The 16,221-nt window shown below is 42.5% G+C and carries 17 protein-coding genes; 6 read left to right on the top strand and 11 right to left on the bottom strand.

All coding sequences use genetic code 11. The annotated features are described in order from the left end of the window. Positions 1 to 190: 190 nt before the first annotated feature. Complete coding sequence (locus BW716_RS32425; RefSeq protein ID WP_083730209.1) at positions 191 to 1,399, bottom strand: IS256 family transposase; 1,209 nt, start codon at positions 1,397 to 1,399, stop codon at positions 191 to 193. Positions 1,400 to 1,683: 284 nt separating this feature from the next. Between BW716_RS32425 and BW716_RS32420 the strand changes: the two genes are divergently transcribed. Both BW716_RS32420 and BW716_RS32415 read left to right on the top strand, forming a co-directional pair. Continuing rightward, complete coding sequence (locus tag BW716_RS32420; RefSeq protein ID WP_083730208.1) at positions 1,684 to 2,295, top strand: superinfection exclusion B family protein; 612 nt, start codon at positions 1,684 to 1,686, stop codon at positions 2,293 to 2,295. A 51-nt stretch (positions 2,296 to 2,346) separates the two neighbouring features. Continuing rightward, positions 2,347 to 2,685 carry a hypothetical protein gene (locus tag BW716_RS32415; RefSeq protein ID WP_083730207.1) on the top strand — a complete coding sequence of 113 codons (339 nt, stop codon included), beginning with the start codon at positions 2,347 to 2,349 and terminating at the stop codon, positions 2,683 to 2,685. Positions 2,686 to 2,843: 158 nt separating this feature from the next. Here the strand turns inward: BW716_RS32415 and BW716_RS32410 are convergent, their stop codons facing one another. The 6 genes from BW716_RS32410 to BW716_RS32385 form a co-directional block, all read right to left on the bottom strand. Next, a complete protein-coding gene (locus BW716_RS32410; RefSeq protein ID WP_235643993.1) occupies positions 2,844 to 3,299 on the bottom strand; it encodes an NUDIX hydrolase in 456 nt (151 codons plus the stop codon). A gap of 290 nt (positions 3,300 to 3,589) precedes the next feature. After that, the gene (locus BW716_RS32405) at positions 3,590 to 4,606 is read right to left on the bottom strand and encodes an SDR family oxidoreductase (protein WP_083730206.1); all 1,017 of its coding nucleotides are present in this window, start codon (positions 4,604 to 4,606) and stop codon (positions 3,590 to 3,592) included. 124 nt (positions 4,607 to 4,730) lie between these two features. Continuing rightward, a complete protein-coding gene (locus BW716_RS32400; RefSeq protein WP_083730205.1) occupies positions 4,731 to 5,669 on the bottom strand; it encodes a magnesium transporter CorA family protein in 939 nt (312 codons plus the stop codon). A 48-nt stretch (positions 5,670 to 5,717) separates the two neighbouring features. Then, on the bottom strand, positions 5,718 to 6,482 hold the full coding sequence (locus BW716_RS32395; RefSeq protein WP_083730204.1) for a hypothetical protein: 765 nt from the start codon (positions 6,480 to 6,482) through the stop codon (positions 5,718 to 5,720). Positions 6,483 to 6,531: 49 nt separating this feature from the next. Next, positions 6,532 to 7,323, bottom strand: coding sequence for a diaminopimelate epimerase (gene dapF, locus BW716_RS32390; protein ID WP_083730203.1), 792 nt, complete (start codon positions 7,321 to 7,323; stop codon positions 6,532 to 6,534). 264 nt (positions 7,324 to 7,587) lie between these two features. Further along, positions 7,588 to 8,028 (bottom strand): MarR family winged helix-turn-helix transcriptional regulator, encoded by a 441-nt coding sequence (locus BW716_RS32385; protein ID WP_083730202.1) that lies wholly within the window; start codon positions 8,026 to 8,028, stop codon positions 7,588 to 7,590. Positions 8,029 to 8,159: 131 nt separating this feature from the next. On the opposite strand from BW716_RS32385, the gene BW716_RS32380 reads away from it, so the two are divergent. The 4 genes from BW716_RS32380 (at position 8,160) to BW716_RS32365 (ending at position 12,166) form a co-directional block, all read left to right on the top strand. Further along, positions 8,160 to 8,621, top strand: coding sequence for a TlpA disulfide reductase family protein (locus BW716_RS32380; RefSeq protein ID WP_083730201.1), 462 nt, complete (start codon positions 8,160 to 8,162; stop codon positions 8,619 to 8,621). A 65-nt stretch (positions 8,622 to 8,686) separates the two neighbouring features. Then, complete coding sequence (locus BW716_RS32375) at positions 8,687 to 8,980, top strand: hypothetical protein (protein ID WP_083730200.1); 294 nt, start codon at positions 8,687 to 8,689, stop codon at positions 8,978 to 8,980. A gap of 326 nt (positions 8,981 to 9,306) precedes the next feature. Next, positions 9,307 to 9,924: a hypothetical protein gene (locus BW716_RS32370; RefSeq protein ID WP_083730199.1), complete on the top strand. Its 618-nt coding sequence runs from the start codon at positions 9,307 to 9,309 to the stop codon at positions 9,922 to 9,924. A 208-nt stretch (positions 9,925 to 10,132) separates the two neighbouring features. Then, entirely contained in the window at positions 10,133 to 12,166 is a 2,034-nt protein-coding gene (locus BW716_RS32365) for a glycoside hydrolase family 97 protein (RefSeq protein ID WP_235643992.1), read from the top strand. A gap of 156 nt (positions 12,167 to 12,322) precedes the next feature. Here BW716_RS32365 and BW716_RS32360 read toward each other — a convergent pair whose 3' ends face one another. From BW716_RS32360 to BW716_RS32345, 4 genes are all read right to left on the bottom strand, one after another. Then, entirely contained in the window at positions 12,323 to 12,805 is a 483-nt protein-coding gene (locus BW716_RS32360) for a GNAT family N-acetyltransferase (RefSeq protein ID WP_083730197.1), read from the bottom strand. Beyond that, on the bottom strand, positions 12,802 to 13,134 hold the full coding sequence (locus BW716_RS32355; protein ID WP_083730196.1) for a YnfA family protein: 333 nt from the start codon (positions 13,132 to 13,134) through the stop codon (positions 12,802 to 12,804). Before BW716_RS32355 ends, BW716_RS32360 begins: the two co-directional genes overlap by 4 nt. 367 nt (positions 13,135 to 13,501) lie before the next feature. Next, positions 13,502 to 15,139 carry an FAD-dependent oxidoreductase gene (locus BW716_RS32350; RefSeq protein WP_083730195.1) on the bottom strand — a complete coding sequence of 546 codons (1,638 nt, stop codon included), beginning with the start codon at positions 15,137 to 15,139 and terminating at the stop codon, positions 13,502 to 13,504. 401 nt (positions 15,140 to 15,540) lie between these two features. Continuing rightward, on the bottom strand, positions 15,541 to 16,125 hold the full coding sequence (locus BW716_RS32345; protein WP_083730194.1) for a nucleosidase: 585 nt from the start codon (positions 16,123 to 16,125) through the stop codon (positions 15,541 to 15,543). Positions 16,126 to 16,221 lie beyond the last annotated feature (96 nt).

The following is a 16,221-nucleotide window of genomic DNA, read 5'->3' as shown; positions in this document are numbered from 1 at the left end:
AAGTGTAAACAACTTCATAATTTGGTAAGAAGTTTATCTTACACTTATTGTAAAAGATAAATTAATCTATTTCAAAAACTCGTTCACGAATCAAAGTTTCAAAAACCTCAACTCAGTCGTTTTTTGATTATAAGCTGGTCAATTATTTACGAGACTATAAAATATATTGTGTAAACGATTAAGGCACTGTTTAGAGTCTGCATCTGTTTTCAAAGATCGTAATAAATTGATGGAGTATGAACCCCCAATTATGGAGGGGCATACTCCATTTCTTTTCTATGTTCATTATAGCCAGATATACCGCTTTCTGTGCGGCAGCATCATCTGTAAACTGAACCTTTGTTTTAGTATACTTCCTGATCCCCCTGTTGAGATTTTCGATTGTATTGGTAGTATACATTATCTTACGGATCTCCAGTGGAAAATCAAAGTAGCAGGTAAGATTGTCCCAGTTATTCTGCCAGGACTGTATTGCATGCCGATATTTAGTCTCCCATTTAGCCGCAAAAGCAGTCAACGCGAATTCGGCAGCATCGCGATTTGCAGCACCATATACTTCTTTAAGATCTGAGCAGAATTCCTTCCTGTCTTTCCAAACCACATATTTGCAGCTGTTCCTTATCTGGTGAACAATACATAGTTGAGTGACCGTCTGTGGAAAAACGCCTTTTATAGCATCTGTAAAGCCTTTTAGGTTATCAGTGCAGGCAATTAATATATCCTCCACTCCACGAGCCTTTAAATCGGTTAAAACACTCATCCAGAATGATGCGGACTCAGTCTCAGCCATCCACATACCTAATACCTCTTTTAGCCCATCATTTTTTAATCCGATTACCAGATAGATGCATTTATTGATGTACTTGCCATTCTGTTTTACTTTGAGGATAATGCCATCCATCCATACCGTAAAGTAAACTGGTTCAAGCGGACGGTTTTGCCAGGTTTTAACATGTTCTGTAATTCGGTTGGTAACATTGGAAATGGTTCCTTCACTTACGTCCAGACCATATACTTCTTTTACCTGGTCGCTGATGTCAGAAGTGGTCATGCCACGGCTGTACATACCAATAATCGCCTCTTCCAGCTTATCGCTCATCCGTTGTCCTTTTGGTATAAGCTGGGGCTCAAATTCGCTATTACGATCACGGGGAATATTAAGAGCAAGATCGCCCAGGGATTCCGTTTTAACCTTCTTCTTATAAGAGCCATTGCGGTTGTTACCACTACCGCGGTCTTCGGGGCTATACTTTTCATAACCCAGGTGTTCATCCAGTTCTGCTTGCAGCATTTCTTCTACACCTTGCTTGAACAGGCCGTTGAAAAAGGAATGAAATTCTTCCTTATTCTTAAACTGCTTAAAGAAGTCTTTTGGGAAATGTGGTTGCTGATTTTCCATAAAAAAAACTGTATTCAAAGTTAAAAAATACGGGGCAAATTTTTGCAGCCGTACCCAGGCGGTTTCGTTACGGTCGGCTCCGCTACGCTTCGCCTCCCTTCACTCCACCGCCTGGGTGGTATTAACTCGTATACAGTCCCTTACTATACTATTTACACAAAAGATTAAATACTACCTTATTTACCTGTCTATCCAATAATTAATCGGATTTAGCACATTTTAGTAAATTGTAAGTAAATAATCATAATTTCAAAAAACGTTGGATTTCAATTAAAATAATATCGATGGATAAACTTTTAGAAAAACTATTTGATATAAATAAAATTCCTACCAAATTCATTTTCGTTATTTGGTTCAGTTGCACTCTCATTTTATTCGTACCTGCGAAGCTATTGTTAAAACTAAACTTGACCGGCTTTCTAATAGAATATGGAAAATACATTGGAGTTACATTCCTAATAACTACCGCACTACTGTTTATCACATTAATTAATTATTTTTTAGCGTTAAGAAATAAGAAACAGCAAAGCAGACGTATAGAACTGAGAATACTTAAGGAAATAGCACGCTTGAACGTCCACGAACAGGCTGCGTTGAGAGAATTTTATATCCAAAGCAAGGATACTTTGGAAATGCCAATGCTCGATGATACAATAATTGGGTTGCAGAATAAAGGAATCATTTATCAAGCGTCAAACGCGGGGCCGGTTTATGTGCATGGGACATTTTTCTCATATGCTATTACTGATTTTGCTCGTGAGAATTTAACATTTCAGATGTTGGAGCTTTCCGAAAATCCCAGTGAGGAAGATAAGAATAGAATATTCAATGCTAGGCCATACTGGGCTAAAGAGCAAAGTAGGATTGAGCAAAGAAGGAATTCCAGTTGGTTTTAATAACAGGGATCAATTTCAAAAAACGTTCATTTATCCCCTTAATTTATAAAAATGGATGCGAAAAATATTTTCATAGCGTGTAATCACAATTTGAATAAAATTAACTGGGAAATAGTTGATGGTGGAAGTGAATGGCGATATATTGGTGTCGGTGTGGATTATCAAGTTGAAAAAGTGCGGCAGTTACTAAGAACGTATTTTAATAACCCTGAGTTGTACCTGGTCACTAATAGAAGTAATGCTTACACTATAAGCTTAGATAAGGTAGCTGAAACAATAGAACAGGTACTTGAGAGCAGTGATGTAATTGTAAGTGAAATCGATTTTACTACAATGGCGGTATTTAATAGAATAGGTGTCATGAAATTGGGTAGGCGAGATTTTGTGTAAAGGCTTAAAAAAACGTTGGGTTTTAGATACTAATTACCAGCGTTTTTGCAAGGTGAAGTATTAACTATATTTTCAAATTTGTCAGCTGAAGTAGCGACTTTTACAAATAAAGGAAGGGGCGAAGTGTCCCTACTTACTTCATTTGTAATGTCTGTGCCCTATGGATATTTCGTCTTCACCAAGGTAGCCACCACCTTATCTATTGGCAAATGCACTGCCTCCGCAGAAAAATCTTCCCAATCAATCCACCGGGCAGCTTCTACATCTGTCACACCTTCCGGTACTTCAAAATCAAATGGCTTTGTCAATAAAGGCGCTACAAATGGCGATAGTGGCGTGACAAGGTAATAAATAGAAATAATCTGTGTCTCATTGTCAAACGCAGAGATCTGGAAAAAGTCAGTCGTATACAAATGCTCTACCACAGCAACATCCTGATTCAACTCTTCTTTCCATTCCCTTACAATACATTCCAGCGTTCCTTCGCCAAACTCCATCCCACCACCTGGAAACTTCGTAAAATAATTCCCCTTTATATATTCGTCACTAACCAGTACTTGTTTCTTGTCATTGATCATAATGCCATAAACCCGTACGTTGAACATAGCTGCCATATAAAAAATGTTGTGTAGGGCAAATGTAGGGTAAAAAAATAGTTTGTTTATACAAATGGACCTCTCATGCAGGCAGGGTGTTCTGGAATTATTAGGTAGGATATATACCCTGGCTATAGCATAGCTTCGATATAGAATCGTTATCAAAATGTCACTAAAAGGGCACCTCATTTTCCTGGGGAAATTGAAGTGCCCTTTGGTGATATAATCTGACGGCATTGCACTGAAGCTACATCGAAGAAGCGTCGAAGAAGCGTCAAAGAAGTATCGAAGAAGCATCGACGCAACACCTAAGGCTGCCCCCCACCACCAGCCGCTCCATACACCTGCCCCGTACTAAAACTCGCATCACTCGCCGCCAACTGCACAAAAATCGACCCTAATTCCGCCGGTTGCCCGGGTCTCCCCATCGGAGACTCCTCCCCAAACTTCTTCAACTTCTCCATCGTCTGCCCTCCACATACCTGCAGCGGTGTCCACACAGGCCCTGGTGCCACCCCATTCACCCTGATCCCTTTCTGCGCCAACTGTTTGGCCAGTGATTTCACAAAATTCATCGTTGCCGCCTTCGTTTGCGCATAATCATACAAATGAGGCGAGGGATCATACGCCTGCACAGAAGTTGTGGCAATAATCACCGCCCCTGGCTGCAAATGCGGCAACGCTGCCTTTATAATCCAGAAAGGCGCATAAATATTCGTCTTGATCGTCCAGTCAAACTGCTCAGAAGAAATTTCGAGAATAGACTCATGAGACTGTTGTCTTGCCGCATTACTTACCAAAATATCCAATCCACCTAAAGCATGTACCGCATCTGCCACGAGTTTTTGGCAAAAGCCTTCCTCACGCAAATCACCGGGAATACCCACTCCTTTTCTACCTTCTTTTTTAATCAAAGCCAGCACCTCATCTGCATCCCGCTGCTCATCCGGCAGGTAATTGATCACTACATCCGCGCCTTCGCGCGCATACGCAATCGCTGCCGCACGTCCTATCCCGGAATCACCGCCTGTAATCAATGCTTTACGGCCTGCCAGTCTGCCACTTCCTTTATAAGATTCTTCCCCATGATCCGGTTTCGGTATCATTCTCGAAGCCAATGCCGGCCATGGCTGAGACTGCGGTTGAAAAGGAGGTTTAGGGTATTTATTGAGCGGATTTTCCAATCCGGTAGCATGATTATTCGCCACCGAAGGCGCTAAAGGCATGGAACCTGATCTGGAGATTACCGGGGTAATGGCCATAGCAGCAATGCTGGCGCCCAGTCCGGTTACAACTTGCCGGCGCGTGTAATTATTCTGATCCATATGGCTAAATTTTACAAATCAGGAACAACCCCGATGCCAAACCCATAAACAATTGATCCATATGGCATTATAAAAAAGGCCGCAGAGGATACCCCTGCGGCCTTCTATACACATATTATGGCAACTAAAACCATTTCTTCTTCATAAAGTACCAACTGATGATTACTGAAATAATAATCGAAATCATCACCGGTATATAAAACGCATGTGCATTCCGCTGAAACGGAATATCCACATTCATCCCATAAATACTCGCTACCAGCATAGGAAACGTAAGCACGATCGTAATCGAAGTCAGCCGCTTCATTACAATATTCAGGTTATTCGAAATGATACTTGCAAATGCATCCATAGAACTACCCATGATATTCGTATATACATTCGCCATTTCAAGGGCCTGTGAAGTATCTACGATCAGGTCATGAAGGAACTCCTTCTCATCTTCATTCAACCCGAGAATGTTGGTTCGCTCGAGTTTCATGAGCAACAACTCATTACTCCGCAGTGCCGTTACAAAGTACACAAGACTCTTCTGGATCCGCATGATGTACAGCAGTTCCTCATTTCGGTTACTGTCGTAGAGTTTCTGTTCCAATACATTTCTGCGTTGGTTAATCTCTTTCAGGTAGTCGAGGAAGTTCATCACCACTTTCTCAAAGATCTTCAGCACCATCATATTCCGCTTTTCAGGATGACGGTTATGGAAGGTGTTGAGGAACTTATTGATGGCAGCGTTGTCGAAAGAATTGACTGTCAGGATCTGGTTATGCGTCAGAATGATCACAATAGGAATCGTGATATAATAAGCATCGCTTTCGTTGAAAGAATTGTTCTCCGTCGGGGTTTTGATAACGATGAGTTTCACATTATCCTCTATCTCATAGCGGGACCTTTCATCAATATCCAGGGAGTCGGTGAGGAAGTCGAGCGGGATATCCAGCTCTTCAGAGAGTTGTTCAAACTCGGCCTGCTTTAAGGGAGGGGTAATATTCACCCATACTCCATTTTCAGGGGTTTTAATCTCAACCGTCCGTGCGTCTATATTTTTGAAGTATTGGATCATCCGGGCGCAAAGGTAGAATAATTAGTAAGAAAGCATATTGCTTAATTATTAATTAACAGCGTGCTCTGCCAGCCGGGCGGTTTTGTGGCGGGTCAAAAATCGCGGGTAGCGGATTTTGCGGGCGGGTATGGACGGTGGGTTTATTTGTGGGAGGGTGGTGGTTTCTTTTAGAATAGCGGATAGCGGAACGGTACATTCAGCGATGGTGAACGGCTTTTCTGCTAAAAAGGACGTGAGCGGAAGGCTGTTTTCAGGTATTGAAGTTGCTACGGCAAACGAAGCTTGCGGTCCCTTGCCTCCGGATATTGCAGTCTCCTCCAAAATCGCCGGCAGCGAAACCATACATTCATTCAAGCTCAACGTACTCTCCTTCAACATCGCCACTGTAGATCCTGTCAAACTCACCGTATCCTCCTTCAACATCGCCACTGTAGATCCTGTCAAACTCACCGTATCCTCCTTCAACATCGCCACTGCAGACCCTGTCAAACTCACCGTATCCTCCTTCAACATTGCCATTGCAGACCCTGTCAAACTCAATTCCGGTTCCTCCAATAACAATGAAGGTCGTAACTCCTCTTCAAACATCCACGGCACCAACACCGTACATCCAGATATCCCGCTTACAGGACGTAACACCCTCTCCCTCAAAGCCGCAGGCATCAACACAACACACCCAGCCACTTCCTTCTTCAAAAACGAAGGCAGCAGCACCGCACATCCTGATATTTCACCCACCCGGTATAACGACCGCTTTTCCAATACAGAAGGCAACAGCACACTACACCCGGCTATCTCACATAGTCGAATCATTGATTGTTCTTTCAAAAACAAAGGTAAAAGCACCGTACAACCAGCTACTTTATTTAGCCGGTATATCGATCTCTCCTTCAAATACAAGGGTAGCAGGACCACACAACCAGATGTCTTCATAAGCTCGTTCGCCGGTTTTGGTAAAACGTACTTCCAGTCCACCGCCAAGGGTCTGAACAGGAACGGTATAAGTCTTCTCTTCCGTGCCGGAAGTCATCAGTGCAGCAGCAGTAACGCCTGTTCCGCACGAGTAGGTTTCATCTTCCACGCCTCTTTCATAGGTACGAACAAAGATGCCATTATCAGTAGGCTGAACAAAATTTACATTCGTACCCACTGCCTTAAAACGCTCATTATAGCGGATCTGTCTGCCTTCTTCATATACATCAAGGGCTTTCACATTCTCCACGAACTTTACAAAGTGTGGCGAACCGGTATTCAGGTAAAAATAGAGATTGCCCACTTCTACGCCATTCACATCCTGCATTTTCAGGTTTACCCAATCAGTACCTTTCATGGTCGCTTCGTGCGGACCATCAATGGCGATAAACTTCAGCACCTCGCTATCCAATCCCATTTTGCGGGCAAAAGCCACCAGACAACGGCCTCCATTGCCACACATACTACTTTCCCGGCCGTCAGCATTGTAATATTTCATACCAAAGTCATAGCCTTCCTGCCTGTTCAATAGCATCAACCCATCTGCACCGATGCCAAAGCGGCGATCACAGAGAAAATGCACCTGTTCTTCAGTGAGAAAATCATATTGGCCGTTGCGATTGTCCATAATGACGAAGTCATTGCCGGTCCCCTGGTATTTGTAAAAATGTATTGCTGACATAATAAAGCAAATGTAATCATATTGAAGATATTATACAACCGTCTGGAAAGCACAGGTATAGGAATACACTCTTGATTCATGTCTACATTCGGTGGTTGTACAAAATTGTACAACAGAACTAAATATTTAAAAACCAGGGAAATAAGACTATTCCCCTGGTCATATTTATACCTACAACTGTTACACTAGTGTTCCTAGCTAACAAAGCTCTTTAGTAGTGATTTAAACCGTTAAATATTTAACTATATGGGGCAAAAAAAAGCATTACCCTTCCTGTAATGTTTTTATAATCGTCTGAAAAATGCCAGTCGCTTTCGTCAGATCGTCTTTTGATACATTTCGTACTGCATCTGCCATCAATTCATTCAGCAATGGCTCCACAATACTGCGCATTTTTTTGCCTTCAGCTGTAAGGACGATGATCTTATTTCTGCGATCGGCGATGTCTTCCCTGCGTTCCAACAATCCTCTTTTAGTCATATTATCCAGCAGGTACACAATACTTACTTTGTCTTTGAAAATAGCGTCCGCGATCTCTTGTTGTTTCACGCCGTCTTTTTTCCAAAGTACGCGCATGACCTGCAGCATTTCAGTGGTAAGTGGAATATTATGTTCCTTGAAAGAGGCACGTATCCGCGCTTTGAAAGCCCCCTTTAATATCCCGAGTGAATCCGTAAAATCTGAAAACGTCTGGTTTTTAGTCATGCGGGGGCTAAGTTAAGGTTTTAATGGTTAAATGTTTAACTTGTTTTTTAGAGAATTACTGCCAGGGCGATCATGCAGAAGAATTGATTTATACCAATTGCAGGATGGCAGATATTCTGTAACTTAACATCATGTCTTTACTACCCGTTTTGTTTTACCTGACCTTCGCTGTCGGCACCGTACAACCCGATGTTGTTTTCAAAGATGAAAATAACAAAGAAATATCCCTGAATGCCCTCAAAGGCAAAGTCGTTTTTATCAACTTCTGGGCTACCTGGTGCGGACCTTGCAAACAGGAGCTGCCCTCTATTCATAAGCTGAAACAGGCATTCAGAGATAATAATAAAATTGTGTTCCTCTTTGTAGACGTAGATGGTGATCTGGGTAAATCAAAAGCTTTTATGAAAAAGCATAAATATGACCTGCCGGTGTTTGCGCCTAAAAGTCCGATACCTTCCAACTTCCTGGGAAATGCAGTGCCCACCACAGTGATCATTGACAAGAAGGGGCGAATGGTTGGCCATATTGAAGGAAGTATGGATTATTCAACCAAAGAGGTGATAAAAGGATTGAAAGATCTGACTGATTCGTAAATTCTTCCTATCGGTAGTGAGGGTACCTGGTACACCTTCAATATATCTCCGGCTATCATTACCTGTTGGCGGTTGGAAGCGAAAGCTTCGCCAGGCATAAGGTGATTGATATGGGGAAGGAGCGGGTGTTCTATATGGAGAAGTCGATCAGTGAGGTGGCATATGGAATGATCGCTGCAATCTATCATAAAGCTGTTCCTGCTGCAGATGCGACCTCCCGCAGGCGGGGAATTTCCGAAGCCTTTAAACGGCTTTTATTGCTTTATTTCAGAGAAATGAAAAGCGCTGGCGAATATGCGGCTAAATTAAACATGACCCATTCATCCCTTACTGGCCCCATGCAGTGCAGATATTCCTGATTTCGTTATTGCCGGAAAGATGGATAGATAAAGCTACGAAGGCAGCCATGAAGAAAGAATTATAATCCAGCCCGGCAGAAGACAGGCTGTTTTCCCTTCTAATTATTGTTATTTATACGAGTGGCGAAGGTAGAAGGGAATTCTGTGGAAATTCTGTAGAAATAAAAAAAGACCGCAAACCTGCGATCACATATTTTAATTATTCCCCATATCGCCATACCCATAACTCACCACCCTCGCCAACCTCCACTTCGCACGGGCAATGGAATCATTTGTGCAAAAAAATATTGTTTAACTTAACTTGCAGGGATTTTTAACTTTAATGTATGACAAGTCCAATTGAGATTACACCCGCTGTGCAGCAACTGATCAATCGTGTAGGGTCAGAATATGACTACGAAATTATACCTGTACAACCACAGGTAGTGGATAGTGGTCGCATGGTACCCGGGTGGGCGGTATGGTTGAGTGAGTTTATCTGCGAAGCAGCACCAACAGAAGTGTGGGAGAATGAAAATGGCGATTTAATGGCTGTGACACCCCCTCCCGCGCCGATCGCACAAATGATGTTCATTCCTGATGACAATCTTAATGGTGATGAGAAGCATGTACGTGTCAGCGTTAGTAATAACCCACTGGTAGATCACCTGATCGCATTGGCAAATCTGAAAGATTTTCTTGTACAATATGGAACAGTGCTGGAAGATGGTAAAGTGAATTTTAATACCTATACTGGTAATGTATATAACCATTATGATGCCCTGTTCAATAACCTGCTGCTTTTCCTGTCAGAAGGAAAGAAGATAGGGGCTAAGTGCTATTGTGGAAGTATGAAACCATATAGTCAATGTCACGGTAAGAACCTGCCTGCGGCGATTGAAGAAGATATGAAAGCAGTGAAGAAGTTCAATGATGCACTGAAGGAGGACGAAGTGAAGGAATAGCTTTTCCTGGTTCATGTAAGTTGTAAGAGAATACCACTTTTAGGGACTGATCACCATCAGGTTGGGAGGTGATCCCTATTATATATAAGTAAGGAGGGTTGACAATACTTTTAACAGTTATACAAGGTCAATATTTTAAACTATGCGCAGCTTTTATCTATCATGCTTATGTGCGCTTCTATGCGTGCTTTCAGTTAATGCACAGGAGTTGAGATCACCAGATGGAAATTTTATTTTAGCTTTTAAAGTGAACAGTGGGGTGCCTGTTTATACATTACAGTATAAAGGCAAGACCGTGATCAATGAAAGTAAACTGGGATTTGAACTCAGACAACTGGGTTCATTCAGTAAGGACTTTACCATTAAGGGGACTGCTACCAAATCGGAAGACCAGACCTGGCAACCGGTTTGGGGACAACAAAAAGACATCAGGGATTACCACAATGAATTGTTCGTACAGCTTACACAGGCTGCTACAGGCAGAGAGCTGGATATCCGCTTCCGGTTATTCAATGATGGGTTGGGTTTCAGGTATGAATTCCCTGTTCAACCGAACCTGCGCCATCTCAGTATTCAGAATGAGGTGACAGAGTTTAATCTGGCCAAAGATTATAAGGCCTTCTGGCTGCCGGGAGATTATGATACGAATGAGTTTGAAACAGTAACGTCTAAAATCTCAGAGATTCATTCCCTGATTGGCAAGGCGAGAGAACCGATGGCGGCTAATTCTCCTACACCAAATCTGGCGGTGCAGACTCCCCTTATGCTGAAATCAGATGATGGTTTGTATGTAAATATTCATGAAGCCGCATTGGTAGATTTCCCGGCAATGTGTCTGAATGTAGATGACCAGCATTTTATCTTTAGTGCACACCTGACTCCTGATAAACTGGGTAACAGGGGATTTGTGCAGACAGGGAAAACCAGTCCATGGAGAACGGTGATCGTGAGTGATGATGCGCGTCAGATACTGGCGTCTACCCTGATACTGAACCTGAATGAGCCTTGTGCCATTGAAGACCCGAGCTGGATCCATCCTGTGAAGTATGTTGGTGTGTGGTGGGAATACTTTACTGGTGGTGGTTCTACCTGGCAGTATACTGACAATCAGGATATCATCATTGGTAAAACAGATTACAAGACATTAACACCTAATGGACATCATGGCGCTAATACTGCACATGTAAAAGAGATGATTGATTTTGCGGCAACGAATGGTTTTGATGCCGTGCTGGTAGAAGGTTGGAATGAAGGTTGGGAAGATGGTACGGCAAATGCAAAGGAGCATATCTATAGTTTTACGAAAGCATATCCAGACTTTGATGTACAGGAGCTGCACAAATATGCTGCTTCAAAGAATGTGAAGATCATTATGCATCATGAAACGACTTCTTCCGTAACGGATTACGAACGTCAGCTGGAAGATGCATTTCAGTTCATGGTAGATAATGGTTATAATTCCGTGAAGACAGGTTATGTTGGACCTATTCAGCCACATAGCGAATACCACGATGGGCAGTACATGGTGAACCATTATCTGCATGTGGCGCAGCTGGCGGCGAAGTATAAAATAATGGTAGACTCTCACGAGGCGGTGCGTCCGACTGGTTTGTGCCGTACCTGGCCGAACTGGTTAGCACAGGAATCTGCAAGAGGAACTGAGTTCGAATCTTTTGGTGGAAACAGACCGGATCATACCTGTGTGCTGCCATTTACGCGATTGATGGGTGGACCAATGGATTATACACCAGGCATCTTTGAAGGAAACCTGGAGGTGTATGGTAAGAATAAAGCGAAACTGAGCACTACACTGGTAAAACAGCTGGCACTGTACGTAACCATGTATAGCCCGTTGCAGATGGCGGCGGATCTGCCTGCGAATTATAATAAGTTTGCCGATGCATTTCAGTTTATTAAAGATGTAGCGGTTGACTGGGACAATACTTATGTGCTGGAAGCAGAACCCGGAGATTATATCACGATTGCACGGAAGGCCAAGGCAAAAGAAGAGTGGTACATTGGTGGTATTACGGATGAAAATGCACGTGAGGCGGTAATTAAATTTGATTTCTTACCGGCAGGGAAGAAGTATACGGCGACGGTGTATGCAGATGATAAAGATATCAGCTGGAAAGTAAATCCACAGAAGTATACGATTAAGAAAATGGTGGTGGCGAATAAGACGGTATTGAAGCAAAAGCTGGCACCGGGTGGAGGTGTGGCGATTAGTGTGAAACCGTAAGGAGCTTTATAGGAGATAGAGGCTGTATCTTATTTAGTAAGATGCGGCCTCTTTTTCTTAAAAAAGCCACTTTCATAACAGGCACAATCACTACACAGATAATGACTATTAATGAACATTGCGAAGCGGAGGAATATTTCAATCCTAAATATAGCATTAGAACTTAAATGTCATATCATGCCATATCTCTCCGCCATGTACGGAGTTAGAAATCCCAAGGTTGCTGAACCCAAACTTCTCATAATAAGGCACAAGATATTCCTTGCATGTCAACGTGACACCCACTCTTTCTTCCTCCTTTGCTTTATTTATAAAATGGCGGATCAATTGTCCGGCATACCCCTGCTTCCTGAAATCAGGTGATACGGCTAGGCCAAATATGCTTTGCCATTTCCCCTCTTCATTGTGAAGGTGAGCATCGGCGAACATTTCATCTACAATGGTTTCATTGTCAGTCACCATTCCATTGATGTAACCCACCAGCTGGCCTTCGGTTTCCAATACCCAGAAATGACCGGGGAAAAACTCGAGTCTTTTGATAAATGACTCGCGTGACGCGGCTTCGTTAGAAGGGAAGCATCTGTGTTCAAGTGCGGTGATCGTATCTAAGTCGGTTAGGGTTGCGATTCTAAATTTCATATATTTCTGGGTGCATAAAAGATAGTACAAACGCCTATTAATGCAATAATTGCTCCAATAATGTCATACCGGTCTGGTCGGAACCCGTCTATTTTCCAGGCCCATAATAAAGATAAAACAATGAAAATTCCACCATAGGTTGCATAGGTCCTCGCAAAATTGGCTGTCTGTAAAGTCGCGACCATGCCATATAATACCAGAATAATACCTCCTGCAATCCCATACCATAAGGGTTTTCCTTCCCGTATCCAGCGCCAGATCAGGTAGCCACCACCTATTTCGCAGATACCTGCCAGTAAAAAGATGCCTAAAGATTTTAAAACTGCCATTGTACAAATATATCACTATTGTAACTTTAGTAACACAAGTACTCCCTTCCGGATCTTAATATTAGGGGGAAGTATTCACCCAGACAGTTATTTCCGGGGTTAGAGGAAGAACAGTATATCAATACGGCGAAATCCGTGAAATACCTGCCGGCAAAGTCATCCTGCGCAAAGGGCAACCTATCAGGTATACCATGCTCATTCGGTAGGGTGTAAAGATCTGTCAGGAATACAACGAAGGTAATGAATGGATAAAATAAGAGCGTGTATCAAAAGTAAGATACACGCTCATTTCATTCGGATACCTGATGGAGCCAGGTTTCCATTTATGCTGTTCTAAGGAGGTTCATTTATTTTTGATACATCCTGCTTAACTTTCATTCACGCAGGTCTTCCATGTCTTGTATCCGCCAGACATATTCCAGACTCTGTTAAACCCATTTTGCAATAACACACGCTGCGCTAAGTATCCTCTTAATCCCGCCTCGCAATAAATATAAATATCTTTATCAATCGGTATAGACGATATCTTATTTCGTATCTCATCCACCGGAATATTAATAGATCCCTTTACATTCCCCATCTCATACTCATCCGCTGTGCGCACATCAATCAATACATCTTCATAGAAATCCAGGTTCTCCAGATCATCCCAGTATATCACATGCAATCGCTTCAGCAGTATGTTTTCTGCCACCATACCCGCTATATTGATTGGATCCTTTGCAGAAGAATAAGGAGGCGCATATGCCTGTTCAAATTCAACCAGATCGTATATGGTCTTCTTTTGCTGGATCAGGGATGAGAAGATATCCAGTCTTTTATCCACCCCATCGTAACCTGCAATCTGCGCACCGAGTAACTGCCCGTCGCGGGGTGAAAAAGTGATCTGAATCGTCATCTGTCTGGAGCCCGGGTAATACCCTGCATGAGATACACCATGTGTCGTGGAGACAATATGCTCTATCTCAGCCGCTTTCAGGTGTTTGGAGGCAAGCCCTGTAGCGCCCACTGTCATATCAAAAACCTTTACAATGGCAGTATTGATAGAACCATTGTAACGCTGCACATTGTCATGTACCAGGTTGTTCGCACAAATACGTCCCTGTTTACTTGCCGGTCCTGCGAGGAAGGTATTCATAGAAACCCCTGTCACTGGGTTTTCGAACTCGATCACATCACCCACAGCATAGATGTATGGGTCAGATGTTTGCAGGTATTCATTGACAATGACCCCTTTGCCTGTTTTTAAGCCAGCTGCTGTAGCCAGCTGCAGATCAGGTTTTACACCGATTGACAAAATTACCATATCGGCGTTGATCACATCCCTGTTATTCAATACTACTTCATTTTTATTGAATGAAGTCACGGCCGTGTTTAAATGTAAGGTGATACCCTTTTTACGGATATGTTGCTGGATGATCGCCGCAATAGGAAAATCGACTGGCGCGAGTATCTGCGAACCCATTTCAACAATCTCCACCTGTATACCCAGTCCATGGATATTCTCCGCCATTTCCAGACCAATAAAACCTGCCCCTGCAATGACTACTTTTTTAATATTCGCCTGTGAAATATGGGTTTTGATTTTATCTGTATCATTGACATTTCTTAAAGTAAAAATGCCTTCGTTATCGATACCGGGCAGGGGAGGGCGTATCGGTTCAGCACCTACGGAGAGAACTAATTTGTCATAAGTCTCCTCGTATTTTTTGCCCGAAGGCTGGTGAAATACTTTCACAGTTTTATTGTGTGGATCAATATCTGTCACAGTAGAATTGACCCGCACATCGATATTAAATCTTTTTGAAAATGAAGTGGCCGTTTGTACAAACAGTTTATTCCTGTCTTTGATCACATCACCGATATAGTAAGGTAGTCCGCAGTTCGCATAGGAAATGTACCCGCCTTTTTCAAAAATAACAATTTCAGCATGTTCATCTAATCTTCTTAACCGGGCGGCAGTTGATGCGCCTCCTGCTACTGCGCCAATAATCAGATACTTCATAAATTAAAATGGTGGTTTTTAATTAAATAGTTTTCATCTGGAGACAAAACTATCTTCCGGCGAAGATGCTGAAAGTAACTTTTGTTACATATGGCTATAATCCTGTTGTCTGATGACCTTTATCAGTATGTGATATTAATCACTGAACAAAATCAGGTTTCCAGATAAGTTTGCCGGAAAAAATTATGATTTACGATTTGCATCAACCCTGGCCATATTACGTGGCCGGGCATTTATTGGGACTGGCGGTTCTGGTGCTTTTATTGTTGGGAAACAAGCAATTTGGGATATAGGCAAATCTTCGTCATATAAGTGCCGCCTGTTTTTCTGCAGGATTGAATTTTTTCAGTACGACAGGAAGAAAGGGAGCTGGAATCTTCCCCCTTTCATGAATGTTTTTATTATTTGATCTGTAGTAACTTTCCATACGCTACTGCTGCCTTATGCACCTGCACCAGCCAGTCTTCCGCCGCATTATCATCTGCCCCATCTGAGATGTATTTCAAACAAAGAAAATGTATCTTTTCTTTCATCGCAATCATCGCTATCGCATACGATTCCATATCGACCACATTGTAAGCAGTAACGGAATGTCCCATTTCAAAATTATCTCCCGTACCACAAATGCCTTCATTCACTCCATCCATTTTCAACCCGTACTCAAGCAACGGCGGTAACCCTGAAAACGGCGTTTCATACAATTCATATCCCAGGCCTCTTACATCCATATCACGCTGTATAAATTTCGTACAGCAAACTACTTCACCTCTCTGAAAGAAACTGCTTCCTGCAGATCCCAGGTTCACAATCAATGCCGGTCTTTTGATCTGTATCGCTTTCGTCAGTTCGTAAGCTGCATTCACCTTACCAATCCCTGTGATTAATGTATGATGGCTTTCGAATACTTCCGCTGCTTCTGCTGCCAGTGCAAAAGAGAACAATACATTTTCAAGAGGAAAAGAATATTCCTGATTAATTTGAATCATCGGATTTTACCAGTTAGGGCGCAAAGGTACCAATTAGCCCCGTACAATGCAACCCCTTCGAAAGTGGGGCTGACCAAAAAGTCAAAAAGGGCTTTT

The organism is [Flexibacter] sp. ATCC 35208 (genome assembly GCF_001975825.1).
In the GTDB taxonomy this organism is placed as follows: domain Bacteria; phylum Bacteroidota; class Bacteroidia; order Chitinophagales; family Chitinophagaceae; genus Chitinophaga.
The sequence above is the reverse complement of the archived record's forward strand: the minus strand, read 5'-3'. Positions and strand labels throughout refer to the sequence as shown.